The organism is Bacillus sp. ZY-1-1 (assembly GCF_003047165.1).
In the GTDB taxonomy this organism is placed as follows: Bacteria; Bacillota; Bacilli; order Bacillales; family Bacillaceae; genus Bacillus; species Bacillus velezensis.
The window spans coordinates 1,869,074-1,892,861 of sequence record NZ_CP027061.1 but is presented as its reverse complement, the minus strand read 5'-3'; the positions used below and the strand labels follow the sequence as shown (position 1 = coordinate 1,892,861).

Genomic DNA, 23,788 nt, shown 5'->3' with positions numbered 1-23,788 from the left:
CAAGTAATTAAGACATCAACTTTTATGCCCACCTGTCAATCCTACTCTATGTAATGCTGTGCCTTCAGGTGTATAAGAAACAGCTCGTAAGATCGCTTTTTGATCCGTATTTATTTCTTGGCCCATCCATAAACGAATCCAAGTTTTCTTCTCTTCTCATTGTCCTTTTCAATCAGACTTCCTTCGTCAGCACTTAATGGCAGCTTTCGCCTTTCAGATGCATGTGTAAATAGGGAAACACAGAAGGCATCCTATCCTCGTTTATTTGCATCGGCCTAGTCACTACCCTGTCAAGTTTTACGTGTGTTAGCGCATTCCACGGCAGCCTGATCCTTCAAAAAAGGCATCACTAAAGACAACACCTTAATTCAGGAGTGTAGACTGACTGTATTCAGTTTTAAGGGGCTCGCAAAACGCTAACCCCTTGATAATAATCCGATCTAACACTTCAGGGTGAAGTGTGCAGTGATACGACACATGCAGAGGAGGTATGACCCGCCAAAGTTGCCCTTCTCTGCACCTTTAAATGAGTTTTTCTTATAAAACATCCCCCCCTTTAATATTGATTATTTGCTAACGTTTAAATACAATGGAATGACATAGTACTTGCTATAGATTAGGAGAGTGCTGGTGACACTCTTCCTAATCACCCAAACCACGCTATGCACAATATGCTTAAAGCTGGTACAACTACGATCAATCCCCCAAATACAACCTGACAGAACTGCTCGTTATGTAAATCTGTCTTATTCATCGTCTTCTACTTCTACTACAGTTGCTTCTTCACCTATGTAAAACACATTGTTTGTGACAGTTGGAATAACTATTTTACCTCCCCCATATCCAATGATATGAGGGAAATTAACACCCATTTCTCCTGTTTCTACTAACTCTTCAATAGCACCTTTTTGATCCTTCGCAACAAGTTCAACACAAACCGGTATTGTCATAGCTGTGAAGATTTTGAAACGCTTTTTAGGCTTTCCATCGTTGTATGTAAAGGGAATCCACCTTGTGACCACCCTAATAGACCCGATAAAGAGTATTACCTTGGTACAAGCACAGGTGATTATGTATGCAGCATTTTTGCTTATTCAGGACATAAGGATTCCTTTAAATATTTTCAAAAGTATTAGAATACAAGGACAGGGATATTGTTTTTTATTAAAAGTCAAGAAAATGTTTAATATTATTAATAATTAAGTAACCAAATAAAAAGTCACACATTTTATAAACAAAAAGAGAGAATAGATGAACAGGGTGAAAATGCCTGTATTCAACTATCCTTTTTTTGTACAACAAATGACCTCATTTACTACAACAACGCTGTTGTTTGTTCTTCAACTAACGCCCCTTACTTTAAGTACATTTATTCACAAAGTAATCTTTTTTACAGGTCATTTAGTGGCAGCCCCAGGAAAATGCGAATTTACAACGTTAATCAAATTCAAACATAAAAAAGTCGAATTCCCTGTCCTTTAAGGAAAACGACTTTTTTATACGGCTTCTTCAAGTAAATCCCCATTAACCTTTTTTGGGGAAGATTTGTAACCTCTGAGCAGTGAAATTATACCTGTGCTAGCCCGCCATCTACGAACAATTCAATACCCGTCAAGTAACTGCTTTCGTCTGAAGCAAGGAAAGATACAGCGTTAGCTACTTCTTCAGGTGTCCCAACTTTTCCAGCTGGAACAGTATTTCTGGCATTTTCCATCGCTCCTTCAAGTGCATCACCAAAAAGCTCATCGTATGCAGGTGTAAGAATCACTCCTGGACTTACCACATTTACACGGATTTCAGTACCTTTTAGGTCAAGAATCCAGTTGCGAACCAGTGCTCTTAATGCTGCTTTAGATGCTCCATATACACTAAATGCTGGGTTGCCAATTGATCCAGCAGTAGAGCCCGTTACAATAATAGAACCTACTTTGTCCGGGAATAGTGATAGCGCTTTTTGAACAGTAAAAATGGTTCCTTTCACGTTAATGCCGAACGTTCTATCAACCTGCTCTTCAGTAATTTCACCTAATGGAAGGAAGCTGCCGATGCCTGCATTAGCAAAAAGGATGTCCAACTTACCTTTTTCCTGCTTTATCATGTCATATAGTTTGTCTAAGTCTTCAAGCTTAGAAATATCACCTTGAACACAGGTTACGTTCTTGCCAATTTGGTTAACAGCTTTATCAAGTTCGTTTTGTCTACGTCCCGTGATATAAACATATGCACCTTCGTTTACAAATTTTTGTGCTGCAGCAAGACCAATCCCACTTGTTCCACCCGTTACAAGCGCTACTTTACCTTCAAATTCACCCATACTTAACACTCCTTTAGAATTAATATTATTTTATGTCTAGTACCTTTAAGTACTTGAAGAACAACTTACAAGTAATAGTATCCTTCAGTAAGCACATTATCGGAAGTACCTACTTTTTTGTGATATAGTAACTAAAAAGTAATAAATGTGGAATGGAGAGCTTTAGACATGAAAAAATTCAGCTGTGGGTTTGAAGTGACAAAGGAAGTGATTGGCGGAAAATGGAAAGGCCTTGTATTATACTTTTTAATGAATGGACCAAAGAGAACGAGTGAATTAAACCGCATTATCCCAAATATTACTCAGAAAATGCTGATTCAAACACTTAGAGAGCTTGAAGCCAGTGGACTTGTGAGCAGAAAGATGTATAACCAAGTACCGCCGAAGGTTGAATATTCATCCACTGAACTTGGAGAATCTCTTAAACCTATCTTGCAGGAGCTCTGTCAATGGGGAGGCCATTATGCGGAGCAAAAGTATGCAGAAGGTGAATATGAAATTGTACAGCCAGAACAACTAAGTTAGGATTGATGCAGCTGCTGAAGTAAATGCTAAACAACTTCAATACCATCACCTGACAGATAAAGAACAGCCAGAAATAAATGAGATATTCAATTTTGAAAGTGAAGTTATAATAAGAAGTGTCATGGACTATATTCAGGAGAACTTTGATGAAATCAAAAAAGAGCTGTTTCAAATGTTAAAGAGAAGGTTCAGAAACTTAGCAAAAAGATAAATGAAGACATCAGTAATAACATTTAATGCCTATATGGTCTCTTCGCATGCATTTTTTACACAAAAAGACCCGGATTTTAATTCCAGGTCACACTTCGGGTCACAACTTGCTCAAATTCCCTCTTGCATTTGTCAAACTGCTTTATTCAAGATCATAAAATTTCAAACGAAACCTTACACGAAGGAATCGGGGATCGGCAAAACAAAGCCAGATATAACATATATTAAAAAATCTCTTGCATTTCCACACCCGCCATGCTATATTCATATAGCGATGAGCTGAATTGTGTAAGCCGATGCACATGCCCTTGCGGCACACACGAATGTGGCGTGTGGTGTATCGCCTCAATACGCAAAAGACGTTTGCTTCTGCAAACGTCTTTTTTTATTATCCGATTTTCGTTCCGTTCGGTACTGACTGCTCTGGCGTAAGCAGGACAACATCTCCTTTTTCCGGGATGCCGCCAAGAACGAGAACTTCTGACTTAAATCCGGCGATCCGCCGCGGCGGAAAGTTGACAATAGCGGTAACCTGCCTGCCCGTCAGATCACCCGGTTCGTACCGTTTTGTAATCTGGGCGCTTGATTGTTTCATGCCGATCTCTTCGCCGAAATCTATTGTCATCTTAATGGCCGGCACCTTTGCTTCCGGGAATACTTCCGCTTTTACGACCGTTCCTATTCTGAGATCGAGCTTGATAAAATCTTCGATGACTGCCATATCAAAAACTCCTTTTTTACAATCATGATACCAAAAAAAGACGCAGTTTATTTAACTGATTTTCAGGATTATTTATCAGATTGAAAGGTGTTTCGGAAGACGCGCGGCGTTATTCCCTTATGTCTGACAAACCATCTGGTAAAGGAAGACAAATTTTGAAAGCCGACCTCCTGACTGATGTCTGTCAGCCGGCATTTTGTTTCAATAAGCATTTGTTCCGCTTTCTTCATACGGAGCTCAGCAATATAAGCTTGCGGGCTTTTCCCCGTCTGCTTTTTAAACCAGTCGGAATAATACGCCGGATGGTAATGTTCCATTGCGGCAAGCTCTTTAATTGAAAAAGTCTTTGAGAGATTTCGGCGGATATACGCAATTGAATCATTCGTACGGTTTTCTTGTATCTTTTCAGCAATATATTCTGCAAGCAGACTCAATGAATGAGCCGACTGCTGCTTAGTCTCTTCTGTCAGCAGAAACCGAATCGATGTCCAAAAAGAATCAAGCTTATTCAGAACGCCGGGATCAAATGAACCTTTGAAAAAATATGCCGGTATGTCGAGAACGAGACATTCGTTTCGCTCCAAAGAACGGAACCGATGTTCATGCCCGGGCGGAATATACAGCATTTGATCAGGTTTTAATCTGATTTCACGTCTTTCTGTCTCCAAGTCCAGCTGTCCTTCGAGCGGAAAGAGCATTTGGCAGTATGTGTGTGCATGAGAATCAAAAATATGTGAATAGGTGCGCCGCTCACAAATGATATGTTGTAATGAATCCATTTGTCCCTCCTTTTACTGATGCGTTTTTTTATTTAGTTTACATAAAAATATTATAGTTATCTAACCTGTAAACCTCTTAGGAAAGCAACAACTGCAAACTTCCGGCTTTCCTTAATTGATTCGGTTAATTCAAATGCACTCTGTTTTCTCAACACGGCAAATCCGTGAAGAAGGCTCCTCAGTCCTCTCGCAGCATGAATCGCAGTGTCAGACTGTGCATAACCGTTAGCTGTCAGCTGCCTGACAACAAGCTCTACAAGCAGGCTTGACAGATTCTCAATCCGGCCGTCTTTTATCTTTTGAAATGTTGCGTCATATAATCCGGGATTGGCTTCGGCGAAATTGATATAGGCATCGGCAAGAGCGAGCAAAGCCGTTTCACCCGTCAGTCCTTCTGCAGAGGCCGCCATTTTTTCAAATAACATAGTTAAACCGGAGACAGCCAGCTCTGTTTTAATTCCTTGAAGGCCATTGACAAAATTGTAAAGGGAAGGCGGTTTTACGTTTAAGGACTTTGCAACGGCCGCAAGCGTCACTTCGTTCAGCCCTTTTTCGTCAGCGATGCCTGCTGCGGCTCTCAATATCATGTCAAGGCTCAATCCGACTCTCGGTGACATTATGATCGGCCTCCCGGCAGGCTTCGTTCCGCTTCCTCAGCAGCCTCAGCCATCATTTCAACGGGATTGCAGAGAACATTTCCATGTCCGGCGGCCAGACTGCTTGGTTGATGAGCGATAAGCGTTCTTGCTGTTTTTACAGCTTCTTCTTTATTCCACGTAGCAAAAGCCGGAAACGGAAATTTCCATTTCAGCTTCCCTGAAACAGCAAGGCCGCCCCGTACTTGAAAGGCATCTCCGACGATCAGCATATCATTTCTCATATCTTTAAAAGCGAGGCTTCCCGGCGTATGACCGGGAGCGGGAATGACAAGTAAAGATCCGATCTGCTCGCCGCCTTTCAGCAGGCGATCAGGTTCGGTCTGAACATTTTTCGGCACTCCCCCCTTTATCGGCGTTTGTGCTTCATGCTCAAATAATGAAGTGTCACCTTTCAGCAAGAAAGAATCCCGCTCAGAAATACAGACGGAAGCATCCGGAAATTCCGCAGCTAATGAGTCAAGCGAACCGATGTGATCCCCGTGCGCGTGGGTGAGTAATATGTCATTCAGCGGCTTCCCAAGCTGCCGCAATGCTTGTTTGATTCCTTTATGACTGTTAGGCAGTCCGGTGTCAATCAGGGTTACTCCTACTTCTTCTTCGACCAAATAACAATTCACCGGGAAAAGCGCTGGAAAAAAAGTCAGCTGCCAAACCCTTCCGTATTGTAAGATTCTCATCAACATCCCCCTAAAACTAATATCGTTAGTTTTATTATAACTAATACCGTTAGTTTATCAAGAGTTTTCTGTTTAAATCCTGAAAAAGGCTCGGGCGCTTCTCTTATGCAAAAAAAAGAAACGCGCATACTGTGATAAAAGATGCTTTCAGCCTGCGAATAAATCAGACTACTAAAACCAGCCGGATAAGCATACACTACTCAACGGAGGGGGAGTTCCACACCATGCATATCACACTTCAAAGCATCTGCCCTGTCTTAATGATTGCCTTTTTTCTGTATAAAAAGGTGAAACGGTCCGTCGGCTTTCAGCCTTTGAAACCCCGCTGGCTTTATACAAGAATGATTTTGTTTTCATTGCTGGCTGCGGCTCTGGCGTTTTTCAGCATCACACACCCGGCTTTATACGGCCATCTTATATTCGGCACTTTTTGCGGCTGGCTTCTGGTCCTGTTTGCCAAACGGAATATTTCTTTTGAAGAACGCCGCGGAAAAATGTATTTTCGCACTCATCTGTGGATTGAACTTATTCTATTAACGTTTTTCCTATCGAGATTTGTTTATCGCGTTATTGAAATTTACCGGGTCACAGCGGACTTTACCCATCCGGAGGCATACAGCCAAACGGTCGGGGCCGATCCGCTGACCATCAGTATCTTTTATTTCATCGCAGTTTATTACAGCGGCTTCTCTTTTTATGTTTTAAAAACGAGCAGAGACCAAACCAATAACAGTCAGTACGGCTGACATCCCTGTCTAAAAAGCAGGGATGTTTTTTAATCGTGCCGCGTATGGTGAATCATTTGCTGAAGCACATCTAACACATGTTCATCCTCAGGAGAATAATAGATGGATGTTCCTTCTCTGCGTGATTTGACGAGGCGTAGATTTTTAAGAAAACGCAGCTGATGAGAAACGGTAGACTGCAGCAAATTCAGCTTTTCTGCGATATCATTTACCGCGTGTTCACCCTGTGACAGCAAATGGAGAATTCTGATTCTGGTCGGATCAGACAGCGCCTTAAAAGTCTGGGCAACCAAAAATAAAGTTTCCTCATCTAAATCGACAGCGGGGTCATTCGTCTTTCCGGATTCGTGAAATTCAGTCATATACCTCACCCTTCTTTTCTCAAGTAGCCCAATTATACCAAATGTCAATTGATGCAGATACATCCTGCGCCTGACAAAAGAACCGTTATTTTAAATTTATGTTTCAAATACGGGTTTCCGCTTGGTTTCGCGCATCCATCTGTGTCATAATGAAAAAGTCATAATGCTCCTGAAATTGAGGGTGAAACACAGTGGAGAAAAAGAAAAAAGGCTGTTTCGCTGCCGCGGGTCTTATGATGATATGTGTTTTTGTCATGGTTTCCTTCTTCCTCATTCTGTTATTTTCAAATAATGAATGGCTCAAAAGCCTTCCGTTTGATGTCAAACCGATCGTGCTTGAACGGCTGACAGATTACAAACCGCTTGTTGAAGACGAGCTGGATGAAAAAGGACTCACCAAATATACATCGCTTGTACTCGGCATGATATATCAGGAGTCAAAAGGAAGAGGAAATGATCCCATGCAGTCTTCAGAATCTCTGGGTTTAAAGCGAAATGAGATTAAAAACCCTCAAACCAGTATCAAACAGGGAATCAAACAATTCACTCTCATGTACCAAACAGGCAAGAAAAAAGGCGTAGACTTGGATACGATTATACAAAGCTACAACATGGGAGCCGGCTATATTGATTTTGTGGCTGAACATGGAGGATCGCATACTGAGGAACTGGCAAAACAATACTCCGAGCAGCAGGTCAAAAAGAATCCGAAACTTTACACTTGCGGAGGGAACAAAGACAATTTCCGTTATCCCTACTGCTATGGTGATTACACGTACGCAGAAAAAGTAAAAGCAAAAACAAAAACCGTTGAACAATCCTTAAATGTAACAACACTTGAAACGCTTGAAGAGTAAAAGGCGCCCTGATGAGGCGCCTTTTTCCATCAATAGAAAAAAGCCGCGCAGAGCACGGCTTTTTTTTAATAATACGGTGAGATCATTAAGTATACAATGACACCCGTCAGACTGACATACAGCCAGAGCGGCATCGTCCATCTCGCGATTTTTTTGTGGCGCTCCACCTGCATGCTGAATCCTCTGATCAGCGTAAACAGCGCAAGCGGCACGATAACGGCGGAAAGACAGATGTGCGTAATCAAAATAAAGAAATAAATCCCCCGAATGATGCCGTGGCCGCCGAATAAAGTATTCTCAGCTATCGAGTGGTACACGACATAGCAGATCAAAAACAGCAGAGTCGTCGTAAACGCCGCCAAAATAAAGCGTTTATGCGCTTGAATATTTTTTTGCTTAATCATAAAGAGCGCTGCCAGCAAAAAGATAAAAGTAAAGCTGTTAAAAATAGCATTTAACATCGGCAGAATATGAATATTGGCAATGCTGACCTGTCCCGATTTCGGCATAAAAAACAGCACCGCAATTAACCCGTTGATCAAAACGGTCAATGTCAGCACGATACCGGTATAACTTTTAGGTTTGTTTTCTGTCTGATTCATCTTATGACCTCTCTCAATTTTACTGACTATCCAAATGGTATGAGAATTCAGCTTTGATGTCAACGGTTTCGTCCGCTTCGTCAGAAATTAGACAAACTTAAGCCCTAAAAAGACCGGGTGTTTGAGACCCGGCCTTTCGTCATATTATGCTTCCTTCAACAGTTCTTCTATCACTTTATGTTCGTTTTCATTCAACAGATTTTTTGGAATGATCCGATCTATCGGTTTATTCATATGCTGATCGAGAATATCGGCTGTTTCTTTGTCCCCTGCGATTACGAGACGCTCCCATTGGTGTGAAGCGGCCTTTTGATCAAGGTTTGAAGCCAATCGTTTATACAGCCTGTTTTGGTTTTCTTCGACATGGGCTTTGGCGGCGTCTTCGTCCATTGATGCGGAGCTTCCGCTTACATCCTGCGGTTTCCACGATTCATTGATGACGTCGTATTGATAATGCTCCACCCCTTCAATTTTTCCGAGTACGGTTTCTATGATCTTCACTTCATTCTGCTGGGTGAGAATAAAAGCCGTGCTTGGAAATTGTTCACGGAGAAGTTCTAATTGATCAAGGACAGCCGTTTCTTCCCAATAAAATCGTGTTTCGACAGGCACCTGCAATTCAATCGTCTCCCAGACACCGCCTTCCCCCGATGCAAAAAATACGAGGCTTCGCGGCATCTCTTTACCAAGCCCATCGATATATTGATAGACACGTTGCATGATGCGGACGAGAGATTTTTCTTCTTCCGGATCACTTACAGACAGATACTCTTTTAATCTCCGAAAACCGGTTTTCAAGGCGATTTTCCACTCTCCCCCCTGCTGATCCGGATTTCTCATATCCGTATTTACATATAAGGAAAGCATTTTATCAGGAGATTCCGTCATTACGTACTTCAATTTGCCGATGAGTGAGTCAATTGCCATTATAGATTCCTCCTTTTTCCGCTGCTCACTGTTCCTTTCCCTATCCCCACCGCCTTAAAAACGTCAATCCACATATAAACGGCAGACTTTTCTAAAAAAGTTTTTGCAAAACCCATTTACAAACCAAGACATCATTTACTACAATGGATACTTGTGTTTGACTAAGACTTTTACGCTGTGAAAGGAGTATGATTTTGTTTACTGCAGAAGAAAGAGATCAGAAAGAGCTGGAAAAAGAGCTTCATAAACTTGAATTTCAGATTTTCAGAATGCGGGAAAATCTGATAGATGTATCAAAAGACGCGCGAGTGCTTGGTATTGATCAATCGAACAATGACGATTGGATCATTGTTTCCTCGATTGATGATGGCCAAACATGTAAGATTATGCTGACTGATTGTGAATCAGCCTACCGGGGAAGAGGCTGTTTTTCACTGATCGCTTCTTATTATGACAATGCCATTCATATCGGGGATATTAAAGGCCCGCCGAACCACGGCTACGGCTCGATCTGCATGAAATTTTTAAAACATATCGCCAGAGAGCAGAATATCCCGAAAGTGACGGGCGACATCGCTAAGCGTGATTGGGATCATGTCGACCGGCTCGTTCATTTTTATGAAAAGCATCAATTTGATGTCTGGATTGACAATGATACGCAATCAGGCGGCATTAAATGGGTCGACCTGTAAAAAATGATAGATAAACCCTCGTTAATATGGTGTAATAGATTAAACCATTTAAGGAGGGTTTTTTTTGTATCCGGAAAAATTGAAAAAAGGCGACGGCATCCGTATTGTGTCTCCGGCCACAAGCATGTCCGCTATGTCAGATGAAAATATAAATGCCGCGAAGACAAAATTGGAGGAGCTGGGCTTTTGTGTCTCTTTTTCAGAGAATGCGAAAGAAATAAATGAATTTCATTCATCATCGATTGAATCGCGTGTACGGGATCTGCACGAAGCTTTCGCTGATCCTGACATCAAAGCGATTTTGACGACACTCGGCGGCTTCCAATCAAATCAGCTGCTCCGCTACCTTGATTATGAAAACATCAAGCGGCATCCGAAAATCCTTTGCGGCTATTCAGATATTACCGCTCTCGGCCATGCCATATATCAAAAAACCGGCCTTATTACATATTCCGGTCCCCATTTTTCTTCATTTGCCATGAAAAAAGGGCTGGACTATACGATTGACTCTTTCTTGGCCTGCTGTGCTTCTGACAACCCGTATGAGGTAAAACCTTCATCCGAGTGGAGTGATGATAAATGGTATTTGAACCAGGAGGACAGACGTTTTTATCGGAATCCGGGACCGATCGTTATTCAGCCCGGATATGCGGAAGGAACACTGATCGGAGGAAATCTATGCACGCTGAATCTTCTGCAGGGCACCGAATACTTTCCGGAGATGGAACAAGTGATTCTGTTTATAGAAGATGATCATATGTCGGACATTCATATGTTTGACCGGGATTTGCAGTCACTCATCCATCTTCCCGCTTTTTCAGCCGTGAAGGGAATTGTCATCGGACGTTTCCAGCATGCTTCAAATGTGTCTGAGGAGGCTCTGCGTGCCGTCATCCGTACAAAAGAAGAACTGTCATCCATGCCTGTTATCGCAAATGCTGATTTCGGCCATACCTCCCCTTTGATGACATTCCCGATCGGAGGAGCATGCAGGATAGAAGCCGGCTCAGAAGGCGGACGGATATGGATCGATCGGCATTAATACATAAAGACGGGAAAACCGCCCCGTCTTTTTATTTTGACGCCTTATGCCGCGGCGTGCGAGGAGCGATCATAATTCGTCCGCCAGCCGCTGCCGTCACCCATACGGAAGCTCCTTCATAAAAACGGCTGATCTCTTCATTATATACGGCGTGTGTCAGTTCACGTTTATCATGCGTTCCGTCTTGGTTTTTTACGTTTAAAATAAGTACAAGCTCGTGCCTGCCATTCTTCATCACGCCAGTACGTCTCACCTTTTCAATAACGGCTGGCCTTCCTCTCCCTCTGTCAAGCGCCTGAAACAGCCTGACAGCAGGCATAGACAGTCCGATAACGAGCACAATGGCGAAAGCGGTGCATATACCTGCTTGAAACACCGGTGATTCCGTGGAGGCATTCCATAAACATATACATTCCGGCTCCATCAGATTCATCCCTTCCGATTCTTTTTTCACATCCATTCCTTATTATATTAGAGAAACGCTTTTTCTTTTTCCGCATATAACGATTATATACAGTCAAAAAAGGGAAGAAAAAAAGAACACAAAGCATTTCGCCTTGTGTTCTTCATCTCTATATGAAACTAGTCTAATACTTTAACATTTACTGTTCTGACGCCCCAGTTGTTAGCGTCACTTTTCTTTGCAACAAATACGTCAATTTTATTTCCTTTAATTGCGCCGCCTGTATCTGCTGCTGTTGCCACTCCGTAACCTTCAACATAAACCTTAGAGCCAAGCGGAATGACACTAGGGTCTACCGCGATGACTTTTGCATCAGGGTTTTTGTTTAAGTCAACACCGGTTGCCGTTACACCGGAAATGCCGCCGTCGTTAGCAGAGTAAGCAGTTGCAGTCATTGTCAGCTGCTTTTTAGGCTCTTGTTGGTTTGTATTTGATTGAACAGGCTGCTGTTTTGCTTCGACAGCCTTCGCTTCTTGTTTAGGTTGTTGTTGTTCTTGAACAGGTTCTTGTTTAGGCTGCTCGTTTTTGACAGCTTCTTGTTTCGGCTGTTCTGTCTCAGCAGCTGGTTTTTGTTCAGTTTGCGGCTGGCTGGCTTCTTGAGCCGGCTGTGCAGCCTGAGCCTGACCTTTCACATTTAACGTTGTGCCTGCGTAAATTATATCTGATTGCAAGTTATTCAAGCTTTTCAGATTGCCGACTGATGTTCCGAATTTCTGAGCAATTTTCCAGAGGCTGTCGCCCTGCTTCACTGTGTACTGCCCAGATGTGGTTGTTTCTACTGAAGAAATAGTCAGTTTCTCTCCTTCAATGATTAAATCAGAAGATAACTGATTCCATTCTTTTAAGTCCTTTAGGTTCACTCCGTTTTTTTGCGAGATCCCCCAGAGCGTGTCACCCTTTTGCACCGTGATTTCTTTAGCAGAAGCGTGAGCTCCAAATGCAGTTGTTGAAATTGCTGCAACTGCGACAAAGGACATAATCGTCTTCTTCATAAGTAAATCCTCCCTTGTTAGCTTTTTATTGGCGGCTAACAGGTGATATCGTAACATATGAAAATGTCAGTTCAATAACAAAACGATTTGAATTAGATTACAGTTCCTTTACATGAAACATTTCTCTCGCTTGGTAAGTCTTGCTGAAACCTTGATACAGCAAGGGTTTTCAGGCTTCTGATTTTTCCGGCGCCAATGAAAAACACAATGTGCAAATTTCTAAAAAAACTTTTTTTCACTCTGTTTCTCTTACATAATTTCGGATTTCTTCTAAAAAAACCGCTCCGTATTTCAATCTTTTTTGTTCCCCGACCCCTTTTACGGAAAGAAGATCCTGATCTGTTTTCGGAAGTTTCGCCGACATTTCTTTTAACGTCTGATCTGAGAACACGACAAATGGAGGCACACCCTGTTCAGCTGCAATCTCTTTGCGGAGACGCCGGAGAAGCTCAAATAATTCATCATTTTCGGTAACGGCGGCGGCCTGTAAGGCTTCTTTTCTCGCGACTGCGCTTTTTCCAAGCAGAACGTCCCTGCCTTTTTGGGTGACCATAAGCGTGGGAAATGTGCCGTCCGCCATTCTGATATATTCATCTGAAATAAGAAATTCGATAAAATCACTGATTTCCGCTGCGGATTGATGCTTCATAATGCCGTAAGTGGACAGGCTGCTGAAGCCGTTTTCCAGCACTTTTTTATTTTTTGACCCGCTAAGCACCTGCGCCACCATCGTTTTTCCGAAGCGCTCATTCATTCTGATGATGCATGACAATACCATCTGCGCTTCTTTTGTGACGTCATGGGCGGTCCTTGTATCAGTGCAATTGCCGCACGCTTCGCAAGCTTCCGCCTCATTCTCGCCGAAATACTTCAGAATAAACCGCTGCAGGCAATCTTCCGTATGACAGTAATCCACCATCTGTCTCAGTTTTTTGAGATCCTGCTTTTGTTTTTCTTCTCCGGCGGCCGATTGGTCTATTAAAAAACGCTGCACCATAATATCCTGCGGCGAAAATAAGAGCACACACTCGCTGTTAAGACCGTCGCGCCCGGCCCGTCCGGCTTCCTGGTAATAGCTCTCCATATCTTTCGGAATCTGCGCGTGTAAAACAAACCTGATGTTGCTCTTATCGATTCCCATTCCGAAAGCGGACGTAGCTACCATCACTTGTATCTGATCGTTAAGAAAACGCTCCTGCTGGTCTTTTCTGTCATCATCCGCCAATCCGCCGTGATAACGGCCGGCATTGATGCCGCTGCGTTTTAATTTCTCATATAAACGGTCGGTTTCTTTTCTTGTCGCTGTATATATAATGCCGGCTTCGTGTTTATTTTTTTCGAGGTACCGCTCGATAAACCGGTCTTTGTTTTCGCCCTTTACTACTTTAAACGTTAAATTCTCTCTGGCAAAACCGGTATATACAGTTTGTTCTTTCTTAATATGAAGCTGCTTGCAGATGTCATCATGAACCTCAGGCGTAGCCGTCGCCGTTAAGGCGATGATGACGGGCGGTTCTTTTAATTCATTAAAAAGGATTTCGATATTCCGGTAACTCGGCCTGAAATCATGTCCCCATTGCGATATACAGTGAGCTTCGTCAATGGCGACAAGAGGAACCGTAATATTCTGCAGGATGTGAATGAATTCAGAAGAAGTCAAACGCTCCGGTGTGATGTAAAAGAGCCGGTAAGCCCCTTGTTTCAAACCGGTCAGGCGCTCATGAATGTCACGGCTTGTCTGGGTGCTGTTAATATAAGCTGCCGCGATACCCGCTTCTTCAAGCGCGTCGACTTGATCTTTCATTAAGGAAATAAGAGGGGAAATAACGATTGTGGTTCCTTCAAACAGCAGTGCGGGAATCTGATAGCAGATTGATTTTCCGCCCCCCGTCGGCATAATGCAGACCGTGTTTTTTCTCTCCTCTGCAACTGATTGTATCGCCTGCTTTTGGCCCGCGCGAAGACTGTCGTAGCCAAAATAATGCGCCAGAAGGGATTGGGCTTTATCCAGCATATGTTGTAAAACCTCACTTTGTCTTTGATTCTTTCATTTTATCATACTGATAAAGTACGCTGCTCAAGGGCAATTCAAAATAAAAAGCCATCTCCGCAAGGGAAATGGCTTTCGCTACGTATGCCGTACGCAAGTAAGAAAGTTTTAAACCACCACTCCTCAAAGTGGGTGTTTGCAGAAGCGTTCCTGTCGTCCTCTGCAATGGAGGCATGACATTCCGGCTTCGATATAAAACTCCCTATTACAGCTTAAAGGTTAAAACTTAATTAACAATACGAACAATGTAGCTTCTCTTATATCCTACACCATCAGTCGTATTTTGGCAAGAGGGTTAATTCTTTTACAGAAAACCTTTTTTCTTTGTAAAAAATGCTTTATTCTACATAAAAATTGTTTTTTCGACAAAATATCAATATATCAATATAAGATCAGATCGAAAGCTGCCGCCAGTTTCTTCTATAATAGAAAAAACTCTCACACCCTGTAGGGGCGCAAGAGTTATGGCAATTAGAATTTTGCAGCCAGATCTTTCGCTTCTTGCAGTCCTTTTTCAATGATCGCTTGAGCGTTATCCGGTGCAGCATTATGACCTTCAACGACAACAGTGTGAAGATCTTGGACACCCCAGAAACCGAGAACGGTTTTCATGAAGTTTAATGACATTTCAAGAGATGCCATCGGTCCTTCAGAATATACGCCGCCGCGTGCGTTTAAGAGCGCTACTTTTTTATCTCCCATCAGACCTTTAGGGCCTTCAGGCGTGTATGTGAAAGTAACCCCTGCGCGAGACAGGTAATCAACATAAGTATGAAGCACAGCAGGCACTGTGAAGTTCCAAAGCGGGAATGCAAACACGACTTTGTCAGCTTTGACAAATTGATTTAAGTAAATGTCAGCAGTTGACGCTTGTTTTTTCTCTTCGTCTGTCATTTCAATTCCTTTTGAAGCTTTGAATGTTCCGTTAATCATATCTCTTCCGAGGTAAGGAAGGTTTTCTTTATGAAGATCAAGTTCGATCACTTCATCATTCGGATTGTTTTCTTTATAAGCAGCCAGAAACGCTTCGTATAATTTTACGGATACGCCTTCTTCAGCCGTACGGTCGCTTGATTTTACAAATAATACTTGAGACATTCTAAATTCCTCCCGGTAATCTTTTAATATTTACTTACAAATAGTATGTTACTTTCTTTTTTATATAAAGTCAATGATTTTATTTCGATTCTGAGATTTTTTATGGAATAAAAAAACAGGTACATATGAATGTACCTGCTGCTATTATTGTGAATCCTGTTCACGATCCAGGATTTCGTAAGTTTGTGAGCTTTTTTGATCAACGGTTTCTTTATTTGAGAGGTCTTTCACCTGCTCGTGAAATTCCCTTTCATATGACGGAGCGTCTGTTTTCACATCCCCTTCTGTTTCTCGCTGCGCTTCGACGGTCATTCTGGCGTACGGTACGGCTTCAAGTCTTTCATAAGGAATTTCTTTTCCCGTTTTCTCGCAAATCCCGTATGTTCCTTTATCCATTCGTTCAAGCGCGGCGTTCACCTCATCTAAAAGATTCTGATCGACACCGTCCAGCGTCTGATTCGTGACCCTGTCCAAATAAATGCTTCCGTGATCAGCTAAGTGATTATCTACTCCGTTCGACAGTTCTCCTGTGTCTTCGCTCATTGAATGATTTTCTTTGGATTCTCCCTGAAGACTTTCCTTTAAATCGATTAATTTATGATAAAGGCTGTCCTGCTGTTCTTTTGATAATGACATATTCATCATCTCCTTTTTCGTCTGTATTCTTCGCTGCATCTGTTAATACATACCCTCGAAAAAGGAGGATGAAACAATGGGGGTCAATGCTTTCTCCCCCTGATGGTGACATTGGGTGTCTGCTGCTTTGTCTGTCTTTTTTCTTTCGCAGCATCATTTTGCGGGTTGTCCCGACTTTCTTCAGCGCAGGCTTGTTTGAGCCTGTGCGCCGGTGTATGGTAAGTGGCGCCGATATTCAGCATACCGCTCAGCTCTTCTATACTCAGCTGTTCAAAATCAATATTGTATTCAACCTTGTCCACTTTGACGTGCTCAATATGGACATATGTTTTTTCCCCTTCAACCGTTTGCGGCTCAAAATGACACTTATCCTGAAGCTCATCAAGCTGTTGTTCCACTTTCTTAAGCCGGTCTAATTCTTCTTCACACACTTTTTTGAAAATCTCTTTCATTATTTTTTTCAAAGAAAATCACTTCTTTCCCCGTCACTCTTGGAAAGTTCTATGCGTCCCGTATTGCGAATATATAAACATGATATACAAAAAGGAGGCGAATCATGATGTTTTTTCCGTCCGTTATCAACTTTGAGTATATAAAAATGAACGGAATCAGCGGCGGAGCGGCTTTTAACACCGGCTCTTCCGTTATGGTGAGAAACACAGCAGCCAATAAAAGAAATGAAGGGTACGGTGAACAAAACGGTGATTGCACCGTTGTCGCCATCCCTATCATGAGTATCGATGATTCAGATCTGATAGATGGCACAGCGAACAAGATCAGCCTTCGATAATGATCTGGCTTGCATCCCCCAGATGTTTAGCAATCGATATATATAAAATCCCGTCTTTGAATACCGCCTGCATTCCCTTCGTACCTTGAGCGGAATGCGGAAGATCGAGTTTTTTTTCAAAATCGCCGTATTTTCCGGTCTTCTGTTTAAAATCCTGTTCATTGAAAAAGGATTTTCTCGTGCCTTTTACGACAATATATTCTCCGTAGGACAACAGCTGAACATCTTGTTTCCGGTAGCCGGGCAGATACAGCAAAAATTGGAGCTCATCATGGGTTTCCACAATATCTATAAGAGGAAAAGCATCCTCATTTCTTCTCATTTGCCCATCTCCCTGTTGAAAGGGAAAATGAGAATGGCCGTTTTGAAATGATTTCAGTTGTTCATCATCAAAAACGTTTTTCCAAAAGTCGCCGCCGGACATGTTTTGCGCCATTTCCATCCATTGCTTCATCTTATCGAAATCCATTTTTATCGCCCCCTGTCTAAGCATACGGTCATAACAGCCGGCATACACCTGTATTAAAGGAGGTTTGCCTGTGGTTCAACCAACTCCATATATCAATATTAATATTTTCATGTTGAAAATTAATTCCTTTGAAAATGCTTCAGCGGTGAATGTCGGACAAAATTTACTGGCGGAATGGCAGAATTCTGATAAAAAGAATCAGGGATACGGACAGAACTTCGGAGATGCAAGCGGCTTCATCGGCACGAACGGCAAAGTGGATGACCGGGATCAAATTGATTCTCCATCAACCTTTGAGTCTGCATGCGACAAAATCCCTGCCGGAAAAGGAGGCCCATTATGATGTTTTCGCCGGTTTTGGTAAATGTAGGAGGCTTTAAAGTAAATGCGGTCGACCGCGGTTCTTCCATTACGATCGGCCCGTATCAGCAAATCGATTATTTTTTATCCAATAAGATCAACTACGGATTCGGTGAAGAAAATGGTGATTTGGCGCCGATTTATATCCCCATCAGTTCTATCGCTGACCCGGATCTCATTGATTCGAACTCCGGAAAAACAAGCATTATATAATAAAAAGGCCATCCGCATGCATTCGGATGGCTTTTATGTGATATTTAACTGCATAAGTATTTTGTTAAGATGGCTTGAACCTCAGTCAAGTCCGTTTCTTTTGCAAATTCCAATTCGAAAGTTTTTCCCCTTGTCATTAATACAAGCCCGGTATCGGGATCAAACATCCCCGCTTCTTGAATGGCGAAGCTTTCAATTGTTTTATATGGAAGAAATACGCGCACTTTCTTTTTGGAGAACATTTTATTATCAAAGAAAATCACTCGTTTATTCGTAAAGCATATTTGGTCAACCCGCAGTTTATAAATCGTTTCGATCCGTTCTCCCTCAACGAGCAAAGCCTCCAGCTTTTTTGTGTCGGTTGATCTGCTGACAGAAAAAATTCCCAATGAAGAACCCCACTTTCTGCTTCTATACTATTGTTTTATTACAATCATAAAAAATAAGTTCTTTATCCCTATATAAGAATACGACATAGACGGCATTTAAACCATTACGAACAGATTACATTTTTAGAACGTTCATCAAAAAAGCCCTTCGCGAAAGGTGCCGCTGTTATGAAGTAATACGGTTCAGCGGAAGAAAAGGTTTCAAGAAAACGGTATTTTTTTCGAAAAGTCAGTTTTTTATTTTCGCCATAAAAAACCGCGGCTTCTCCAATGCCGCGGTTTCAACAAAACATCAACGATCCGTATCTTCAATTGTTCCTTCTTTATAGGTATCTGAAATTTGTTCCATCGTCGTGTCGGTGCCTTCTTCAGGTTGCACTTGCTGAAGCTGATCTGATGTTTTATTTTGTTTGTCTTGCTCTGTTTTTTTCATTTTGCAGCCACCCTTTATATGTAGTCTTTTTTAGTATGGCTCAGGCAAAATAAATTCATTCAGCTTTAAACTTCTTCAAAATACGCTTTGTAGAAGCCTCCGACTTTGTTTGTATTGTCTGCAACAAAAATGAATTCTTCTGTTTCATTTTTGACTTCATACTCTTTACCCGGCGTCAGCACATTTTTGACAATGTATTTTTTCGCATCTGTATGTACGCATTTGACCTTTTTGACGCTTTCTTTTGTCTGCCAATTATTATGAATCATTTATAAAACTCCTTTTCTTAATCGATAAGCTTATTGTAGCCGTTTTTTCTTGTGAATTGCAATAACGGTTATCGATTGATTTTACCGGGGGTGTTATTATAGAATGACTGTATGCGCTTACTTTGCGCGGACATCAAGATGCTCAAAACAGACCATAAAAAATTTCGGGAGGTTTGTTACGAATGAGTTCTTTAACGATGCAGATCACAAAAAGGCTGGAAACATTTTTACAGGGTACGAAGAAACTTTATATTGACGGAAAATTTGTTCCGAGCGCTTCAGGATCAACATTTGTCACACCGAATCCGGCAACCGGAGAAACGCTGATGACGCTTTACGAGGCACAGTCAGAAGACATTGACAGTGCAGTGAAAGCGGCACGCAAAGCCTTTGATCACGGCGAATGGCGCACTATGCCGGCCGCTTCCAGAAGCAGGCTGATGTATAAGCTTGCCGATTTAATGGAAGAGCACAAAACGGAACTCGCGCAGCTTGAAACACTTGATAACGGAAAACCGATTAATGAAACGACGAATGGGGATATCCCGCTCGCAATTGAGCATATGCGTTATTATGCCGGGTGGTCTACAAAGATAACCGGACAAACGATTCCGGTCGCCGGCTCATATTTTAATTACACCCGCCATGAGCCTGTCGGCGTCGTGGGGCAGATCATCCCTTGGAACTTTCCGCTCCTTATGGCGATGTGGAAAATGGGCGCCGCCCTTGCCACAGGCTGCACAATCGTTTTGAAACCGGCGGAGCAGACACCGCTGACCGCCCTCTATTTAGCGGAATTAATAGATCAGGCGGGCTTCCCTGACGGCGTCATCAATATTGTCCCAGGGTTCGGCGAGACGGCCGGGGAAGCGCTGACCAACCATGACGATGTCGATAAACTCGCTTTTACCGGTTCTACAGAAATCGGCAAAAAAATCATGGAAAAAGCCGCAAAAAAAATTAAACGCGTGACACTGGAGCTTGGCGGAAAGTCACCTAACATCATTTTGCCTGATGCCAATTTGAAGAAAGCCATTCCCGGCGCTTTAAACGGGGTCATGTTTAATCAGGGACAGGTATGCTGCGCAGGCTCCCGTGTCTTCATTCACAAAGACAAATATGATGAGGTCGTAAGCGAAATGGTTTCATATGCGAAATCGCTTCAGCAAGGCGCCGGCCTTCACCAAGATACACAAATCGGCCCGCTCGTCAGCCAGGAACAGCATGAGCGCGTGCTTTCATATATTGAAAAAGGAAAAGCGGAAGGAGCCAAAGCTGTCGCGGGCGGCAGCTGCCCGTTTGAAGAAGGGTATTTTGTCTCCCCGACTGTATTTGCGGATGTGGATGACAGCATGACCATCGCAAAAGAAGAAATTTTCGGCCCGGTCTTAGCCGCCATTCCGTATGATACGGTTGATGAAGTCATTGAGCGGGCGAACCGCTCGGAATACGGTCTTGCAGCCGGACTTTGGACTGAAAATGTGAAAAACGCTCATTACATTGCTGACCGTCTCCAAGCCGGCACCGTTTGGGTCAACTGCTACAATGTTTTCGATGCGGCATCTCCTTTCGGCGGCTATAAGCAATCCGGCCTCGGGCGGGAAATGGGCTCTTACGCGCTGAATAATTATACAGAAGTGAAAAGCGTCTGGATCAACCTGGAAGATTAAATCAAACAAGAAACTGCTGCCTGTCAGCAGTTTCTTTCTTTTGTCATGCCGCCTTTTACATATGAATATATATGCTTCTGAAGGAGTTGAGCGAGTGTGAGCACAATTCATGAAAACGTCAGAAGCTGCCAAAAGAAAACCATCTCCCTATTAAGAGAAACGCAAAATCCGGACGGCTCATGGTCATTTTGTTTTGAAGGTCCGATTTTGACAAACGCCTTTCTGATCCTCCTTCTCACTTCTCTTGGAGACAATGATAAAGAACTGATCGCTGAGCTTGCAGAAGGCATTCGCGCTAAACAGCGCCCGGACGGAACTTTTGCCAACTATCCTGATGACCGGAAAGGAAATGTGACCGCTACTGTACAGGGCTATGCCGGCTTGCTGGCTTCCGGTTTATATAGCCGTTCTGAGGCGCATATGATTCAGGCCGAACGCTTTATCATCTCAAATGGCGGCTTGCGCAACGTACACTTCATGACAAAGTGGATGCTTGCGGCAAACGGCCTTTACCCATGGCCCGCGCTGCATCTGCCATTATCTTTCTTAGTCATTCCCCCATCCTTCCCGCTGCATTTTTACCAGTTCAGTACATACGCTCGTATTCATTTCGTACCGATGGCCGTGACGCTTAACAAAAGATTTTCGCTGAAAAATCCCAATGTTCCGTCTCTCGCGCATTTAGATCGGCATATGACTAAAAATCCGTTTACATGGCTTCGTTCCGATCATGATGAGAACAGAGACCTCTCTTCTCTTTTCGCCCACTGGAAGCGGCTTTTGCAGATTCCTGCCGCTTTTCACCAGCTCAGTCTGCGTACGGCCAAAACGTATATGCTTGACCGGATTGAAGGAGACGGCACATTATACAGCTATGCGAGTGCCACTATTTTTATGGTGTACGGCCTGCTCGCTCTCGGTGTATCGCGCCACTCCCCCGTTATCAGAAAAGCGCTTGCCGGCACGAAAGCTTTGCTCACGTCTTGCAGCGATATACCGTACCTGGAAAATTCAACGTCGACCGTTTGGGATACGGCGCTTCTCAGCTATGCGCTTATGAAAAGCGGCATCTCAGATAACGATCAAATGATAACCGGAGCCGCCCGGTTTCTGCGTGAACGGCAGCAGACGAAAGTCGCTGATTGGGCCGTTCACAACCCGCATGCTGAACCGGGAGGATGGGGTTTTTCAAACATTAATACAAATAATCCTGATTGTGATGACACAGCCGCAGTGCTCAAAGCCATTCCGCGAAAACGTTATCCCGCCTCATGGGAACGCGGACTGAGCTGGCTTTTGTCCATGCAAAACAGTGACGGCGGCTTCTCTGCTTTTGAGAAAAATGTCAATCATCCGCTGGTCCGCCTGCTGCCGCTGGAATCGGCTGAGGAAGCTGCCATCGATCCTTCAACAAGCGACTTAACCGGACGGGTGCTGCACTGTTTAGGAGAAGCGGGGCTTTCTCCTGATCACCCTCAGATTGAAAAGGCCGTCCAATGGCTGATCCGCCATCAAGAAGAGGACGGATCGTGGTACGGCAGATGGGGTGTCTGCTATATTTACGGCACATGGGCAGCGCTGACAGGGATGAAAGCTTGCGGCGTAAGCCAAAACCACCCGGCCGTGAAAAAAGCGATCCGCTGGCTGAAGTCCATTCAAAACGAGGACGGAAGCTGGGGAGAATCCTGTAAAAGCGCAGAAGTCAAAACCTATGTTCCGCTTTCTTACGGGACGCTTGTACAGACGGCTTGGGCGGCCGAAGCTTTGCTGCAATACGAAAAACCTCATCATCAAGCCGTCACAAAAGGCATATCTTTTCTTATTGAAAACCGGCATTACGAAGGAGACGCTTTCAGCTATCCGACCGGAATCGGCCTGCCGAAACAGTTTTACATCAGGTATCACAGCTACCCGTATGTGTTTTCTTTGCTTGCGCTCAGCACTTTTATGAAAGTGAGTGAAAAGGAGGAAGAAAAATGAAACGGCACGCTTATCAAACCGAAATGCTGAATTGGTGTGAAACCTTGAAGGAACAAGTCATACAGCAAGGTCGGTTCGATCGCTTCGCGGCACAAATCGACCGGATTTTTCACACCCTTCAGGATGATGGATTAACGGAGGCGGAATGGTACGAACAGGCATCAGCACTTTACCGGGACATTACCGAACCGGAAGAGCCGGATGAGCGCAGAGCCTATGTGCCGATCGGCAAGCATGTCCTCCCTAAACTGCCATACAGTTATTCCGCACTGGAACCGTATATTTCAAGAGAGATTATGAAACTCCACCATACTAAACACCATCAGAGCTATGTTGACGGTCTGAATAAAGCAGAACTGGAGCTCAAAAAAGCGAGACAAACGAAACAGTACGACTTAGTGGCGCATTGGGAGCGGCAATTGGCGTTTCACGGTGCCGGCCATTATTTGCACAGTATTTTTTGGTTTTCCATGAATCCAAACGGAAAAAGACGGCCGACGGGTGCGCTCTTTCAAATGATTGATGTGTCATTCGGAAGCTATTCCGCTTTTAAAGAGCAATTTTCTCAAGCAGCAAAAAAAGTCGAAGGAGTCGGCTGGGCTATCCTTGTCTGGGCGCCGCGCTCCGGACGGCTGGAGATTTTGGCCGCTGAGAAGCATCAGCTCTACAGCCAATGGGACGTCATTCCTTTGCTTCCGCTGGATGTATGGGAACACGCCTATTATTTACAATATAAAAATGACCGCGCGGCTTACGTGGATCAATGGTGGAATGTCGTTGATTGGCGGGAGGCGGAGAAACGGTTCGAGCAAGCGCGCCGCGTGATGTGGCCGCTTTATTAAAAAAGGCCCCCGTCTTGAACG

At 43.4% G+C, this 23,788-nt stretch carries 30 protein-coding genes, 1 other RNA gene and 1 pseudogene; 11 read left to right on the top strand and 21 right to left on the bottom strand.

Going from position 1 to position 23,788, the window contains the following annotated elements:
* Positions 1–15: 15 nt before the first annotated feature.
* The 3 genes and pseudogenes from C5I45_RS09915 to C5I45_RS09895 form a co-directional block, all read right to left on the bottom strand.
* Positions 16–179 (bottom strand): annotated as a pseudogene (locus C5I45_RS09915) (DNA polymerase); the annotation flags it as partial.
* 567 nt (positions 180–746) lie between these two features.
* The gene (locus tag C5I45_RS09910) at positions 747–1,022 is read right to left on the bottom strand and encodes a hypothetical protein (RefSeq protein ID WP_225979758.1); all 276 of its coding nucleotides are present in this window, start codon (positions 1,020–1,022) and stop codon (positions 747–749) included.
* A 545-nt stretch (positions 1,023–1,567) separates the two neighbouring features.
* The gene (locus C5I45_RS09895) at positions 1,568–2,314 is read right to left on the bottom strand and encodes an SDR family NAD(P)-dependent oxidoreductase (RefSeq protein ID WP_060387001.1); all 747 of its coding nucleotides are present in this window, start codon (positions 2,312–2,314) and stop codon (positions 1,568–1,570) included.
* Between the two features lie 168 nt (positions 2,315–2,482).
* Between C5I45_RS09895 and C5I45_RS09890 the strand changes: the two genes are divergently transcribed.
* Complete coding sequence (locus tag C5I45_RS09890) at positions 2,483–2,839, top strand: winged helix-turn-helix transcriptional regulator (protein WP_044053329.1); 357 nt, start codon at positions 2,483–2,485, stop codon at positions 2,837–2,839.
* A gap of 598 nt (positions 2,840–3,437) precedes the next feature.
* Here the strand turns inward: C5I45_RS09890 and csaA are convergent.
* The 4 genes from csaA to C5I45_RS09870 form a co-directional block, all read right to left on the bottom strand.
* Positions 3,438–3,770: a chaperone CsaA gene (csaA, locus tag C5I45_RS09885; RefSeq protein WP_003153809.1), complete on the bottom strand. Its 333-nt coding sequence runs from the start codon at positions 3,768–3,770 to the stop codon at positions 3,438–3,440.
* 68 nt (positions 3,771–3,838) lie between these two features.
* The gene (locus C5I45_RS09880; protein WP_003153808.1) at positions 3,839–4,549 is read right to left on the bottom strand and encodes an AraC family transcriptional regulator; all 711 of its coding nucleotides are present in this window, start codon (positions 4,547–4,549) and stop codon (positions 3,839–3,841) included.
* 56 nt (positions 4,550–4,605) lie between these two features.
* The gene (locus tag C5I45_RS09875; protein ID WP_107994351.1) at positions 4,606–5,166 is read right to left on the bottom strand and encodes a TetR/AcrR family transcriptional regulator; all 561 of its coding nucleotides are present in this window, start codon (positions 5,164–5,166) and stop codon (positions 4,606–4,608) included.
* Entirely contained in the window at positions 5,166–5,885 is a 720-nt protein-coding gene (locus C5I45_RS09870) for an MBL fold metallo-hydrolase (RefSeq protein ID WP_107994350.1), read from the bottom strand. Before C5I45_RS09870 ends, C5I45_RS09875 begins: the two co-directional genes overlap by 1 nt.
* Positions 5,886–6,109: 224 nt before the next feature.
* On the opposite strand from C5I45_RS09870, the gene C5I45_RS09865 reads away from it, so the two are divergent.
* A complete protein-coding gene (locus C5I45_RS09865; protein WP_003153804.1) occupies positions 6,110–6,631 on the top strand; it encodes a CcdC protein domain-containing protein in 522 nt (173 codons plus the stop codon).
* Positions 6,632–6,660: 29 nt separating this feature from the next.
* Here C5I45_RS09865 and czrA read toward each other — a convergent pair whose 3' ends face one another.
* Positions 6,661–6,993: a Zn(II)-responsive metalloregulatory transcriptional repressor CzrA gene (gene czrA, locus C5I45_RS09860; RefSeq protein ID WP_003153803.1), complete on the bottom strand. Its 333-nt coding sequence runs from the start codon at positions 6,991–6,993 to the stop codon at positions 6,661–6,663.
* A gap of 191 nt (positions 6,994–7,184) precedes the next feature.
* On the opposite strand from czrA, the gene C5I45_RS09855 reads away from it, so the two are divergent.
* On the top strand, positions 7,185–7,850 hold the full coding sequence (locus tag C5I45_RS09855; protein WP_003153802.1) for a lysozyme family protein: 666 nt from the start codon (positions 7,185–7,187) through the stop codon (positions 7,848–7,850).
* A gap of 65 nt (positions 7,851–7,915) precedes the next feature.
* Here the strand turns inward: C5I45_RS09855 and C5I45_RS09850 are convergent, their stop codons facing one another.
* Both C5I45_RS09850 and C5I45_RS09845 read right to left on the bottom strand, forming a co-directional pair.
* Positions 7,916–8,452 (bottom strand): DUF420 domain-containing protein, encoded by a 537-nt coding sequence (locus tag C5I45_RS09850; protein ID WP_003153801.1) that lies wholly within the window; start codon positions 8,450–8,452, stop codon positions 7,916–7,918.
* 144 nt (positions 8,453–8,596) lie between these two features.
* A complete protein-coding gene (locus C5I45_RS09845) occupies positions 8,597–9,379 on the bottom strand; it encodes a VLRF1 family aeRF1-type release factor (RefSeq protein WP_052586090.1) in 783 nt (260 codons plus the stop codon).
* Positions 9,380–9,567: 188 nt separating this feature from the next.
* Between C5I45_RS09845 and C5I45_RS09840 the strand changes: the two genes are divergently transcribed.
* Both C5I45_RS09840 and C5I45_RS09835 read left to right on the top strand, forming a co-directional pair.
* Positions 9,568–10,071: an N-acetyltransferase gene (locus tag C5I45_RS09840; RefSeq protein ID WP_014305189.1), complete on the top strand. Its 504-nt coding sequence runs from the start codon at positions 9,568–9,570 to the stop codon at positions 10,069–10,071.
* A 64-nt stretch (positions 10,072–10,135) separates the two neighbouring features.
* Positions 10,136–11,113 (top strand): S66 family peptidase, encoded by a 978-nt coding sequence (locus C5I45_RS09835; RefSeq protein WP_107994349.1) that lies wholly within the window; start codon positions 10,136–10,138, stop codon positions 11,111–11,113.
* 31 nt (positions 11,114–11,144) lie between these two features.
* On the opposite strand, the gene C5I45_RS09830 is transcribed toward C5I45_RS09835, so the two are convergent.
* The 7 genes from C5I45_RS09830 to gerPC all read right to left on the bottom strand — a co-directional run bounded on the left by C5I45_RS09830 (position 11,145) and on the right by gerPC (position 16,816).
* The gene (locus C5I45_RS09830) at positions 11,145–11,537 is read right to left on the bottom strand and encodes a hypothetical protein (RefSeq protein ID WP_031306618.1); all 393 of its coding nucleotides are present in this window, start codon (positions 11,535–11,537) and stop codon (positions 11,145–11,147) included.
* A gap of 158 nt (positions 11,538–11,695) precedes the next feature.
* A complete protein-coding gene (locus C5I45_RS09825) occupies positions 11,696–12,568 on the bottom strand; it encodes a 3D domain-containing protein (protein ID WP_003153795.1) in 873 nt (290 codons plus the stop codon).
* Positions 12,569–12,803: 235 nt separating this feature from the next.
* Complete coding sequence (gene recQ, locus C5I45_RS09820) at positions 12,804–14,582, bottom strand: DNA helicase RecQ (protein WP_003153793.1); 1,779 nt, start codon at positions 14,580–14,582, stop codon at positions 12,804–12,806.
* Between the two features lie 107 nt (positions 14,583–14,689).
* Positions 14,690–14,875, bottom strand: a non-coding RNA gene (gene ssrS, locus C5I45_RS09815) — 6S RNA.
* Between the two features lie 214 nt (positions 14,876–15,089).
* On the bottom strand, positions 15,090–15,716 hold the full coding sequence (locus C5I45_RS09810) for an FMN-dependent NADH-azoreductase (RefSeq protein WP_003153791.1): 627 nt from the start codon (positions 15,714–15,716) through the stop codon (positions 15,090–15,092).
* 144 nt (positions 15,717–15,860) lie between these two features.
* Positions 15,861–16,352 carry a TraR/DksA family transcriptional regulator gene (locus C5I45_RS09805; RefSeq protein WP_003153790.1) on the bottom strand — a complete coding sequence of 164 codons (492 nt, stop codon included), beginning with the start codon at positions 16,350–16,352 and terminating at the stop codon, positions 15,861–15,863.
* A gap of 83 nt (positions 16,353–16,435) precedes the next feature.
* The gene (gene gerPC / locus C5I45_RS09800; RefSeq protein WP_025852313.1) at positions 16,436–16,816 is read right to left on the bottom strand and encodes a spore germination protein GerPC; all 381 of its coding nucleotides are present in this window, start codon (positions 16,814–16,816) and stop codon (positions 16,436–16,438) included.
* Positions 16,817–16,908: 92 nt separating this feature from the next.
* Between gerPC and C5I45_RS09795 the strand changes: the two genes are divergently transcribed.
* A complete protein-coding gene (locus tag C5I45_RS09795) occupies positions 16,909–17,142 on the top strand; it encodes a hypothetical protein (protein ID WP_014305194.1) in 234 nt (77 codons plus the stop codon).
* On the opposite strand, the gene C5I45_RS09790 is transcribed toward C5I45_RS09795, so the two are convergent.
* Entirely contained in the window at positions 17,129–17,611 is a 483-nt protein-coding gene (locus tag C5I45_RS09790) for an Hsp20/alpha crystallin family protein (protein ID WP_003153787.1), read from the bottom strand. The two genes, C5I45_RS09795 and C5I45_RS09790, sit on opposite strands and share 14 nt — an antisense overlap.
* A gap of 70 nt (positions 17,612–17,681) precedes the next feature.
* Between C5I45_RS09790 and C5I45_RS09785 the strand changes: the two genes are divergently transcribed.
* Together C5I45_RS09785 and C5I45_RS09780 are read left to right on the top strand one after the other, a co-directional pair.
* The gene (locus tag C5I45_RS09785) at positions 17,682–17,954 is read left to right on the top strand and encodes a hypothetical protein (RefSeq protein ID WP_003153786.1); all 273 of its coding nucleotides are present in this window, start codon (positions 17,682–17,684) and stop codon (positions 17,952–17,954) included.
* Positions 17,951–18,184 carry a hypothetical protein gene (locus C5I45_RS09780; RefSeq protein WP_003153785.1) on the top strand — a complete coding sequence of 78 codons (234 nt, stop codon included), beginning with the start codon at positions 17,951–17,953 and terminating at the stop codon, positions 18,182–18,184. Before C5I45_RS09785 ends, C5I45_RS09780 begins: the two co-directional genes overlap by 4 nt.
* A 44-nt stretch (positions 18,185–18,228) precedes the next feature.
* Here C5I45_RS09780 and C5I45_RS09775 read toward each other — a convergent pair whose 3' ends face one another.
* The 3 genes from C5I45_RS09775 to C5I45_RS09765 all read right to left on the bottom strand — a co-directional run bounded on the left by C5I45_RS09775 (position 18,229) and on the right by C5I45_RS09765 (position 19,275).
* On the bottom strand, positions 18,229–18,573 hold the full coding sequence (locus C5I45_RS09775) for a PH domain-containing protein (RefSeq protein ID WP_003153783.1): 345 nt from the start codon (positions 18,571–18,573) through the stop codon (positions 18,229–18,231).
* Positions 18,574–18,865: 292 nt separating this feature from the next.
* On the bottom strand, positions 18,866–19,006 hold the full coding sequence (locus C5I45_RS09770) for a DUF4025 domain-containing protein (RefSeq protein ID WP_003153781.1): 141 nt from the start codon (positions 19,004–19,006) through the stop codon (positions 18,866–18,868).
* A gap of 65 nt (positions 19,007–19,071) precedes the next feature.
* Positions 19,072–19,275: a DUF6501 family protein gene (locus C5I45_RS09765; protein ID WP_025852320.1), complete on the bottom strand. Its 204-nt coding sequence runs from the start codon at positions 19,273–19,275 to the stop codon at positions 19,072–19,074.
* A 182-nt stretch (positions 19,276–19,457) separates the two neighbouring features.
* Between C5I45_RS09765 and C5I45_RS09760 the strand changes: the two genes are divergently transcribed.
* From C5I45_RS09760 to C5I45_RS09750, 3 genes are all read left to right on the top strand, one after another.
* The gene (locus C5I45_RS09760; protein WP_024085472.1) at positions 19,458–20,945 is read left to right on the top strand and encodes an aldehyde dehydrogenase family protein; all 1,488 of its coding nucleotides are present in this window, start codon (positions 19,458–19,460) and stop codon (positions 20,943–20,945) included.
* 96 nt (positions 20,946–21,041) lie between these two features.
* Positions 21,042–22,925, top strand: a complete 1,884-nt coding sequence (locus C5I45_RS09755) for a terpene cyclase/mutase family protein (protein WP_025852324.1) — start codon at positions 21,042–21,044, stop codon at positions 22,923–22,925.
* Positions 22,922–23,767, top strand: coding sequence for a superoxide dismutase (locus C5I45_RS09750; protein ID WP_003153772.1), 846 nt, complete (start codon positions 22,922–22,924; stop codon positions 23,765–23,767). The genes C5I45_RS09755 and C5I45_RS09750 overlap by 4 nt, the downstream gene beginning before the upstream one ends.
* Positions 23,768–23,788: the final 21 nt, after the last annotated feature.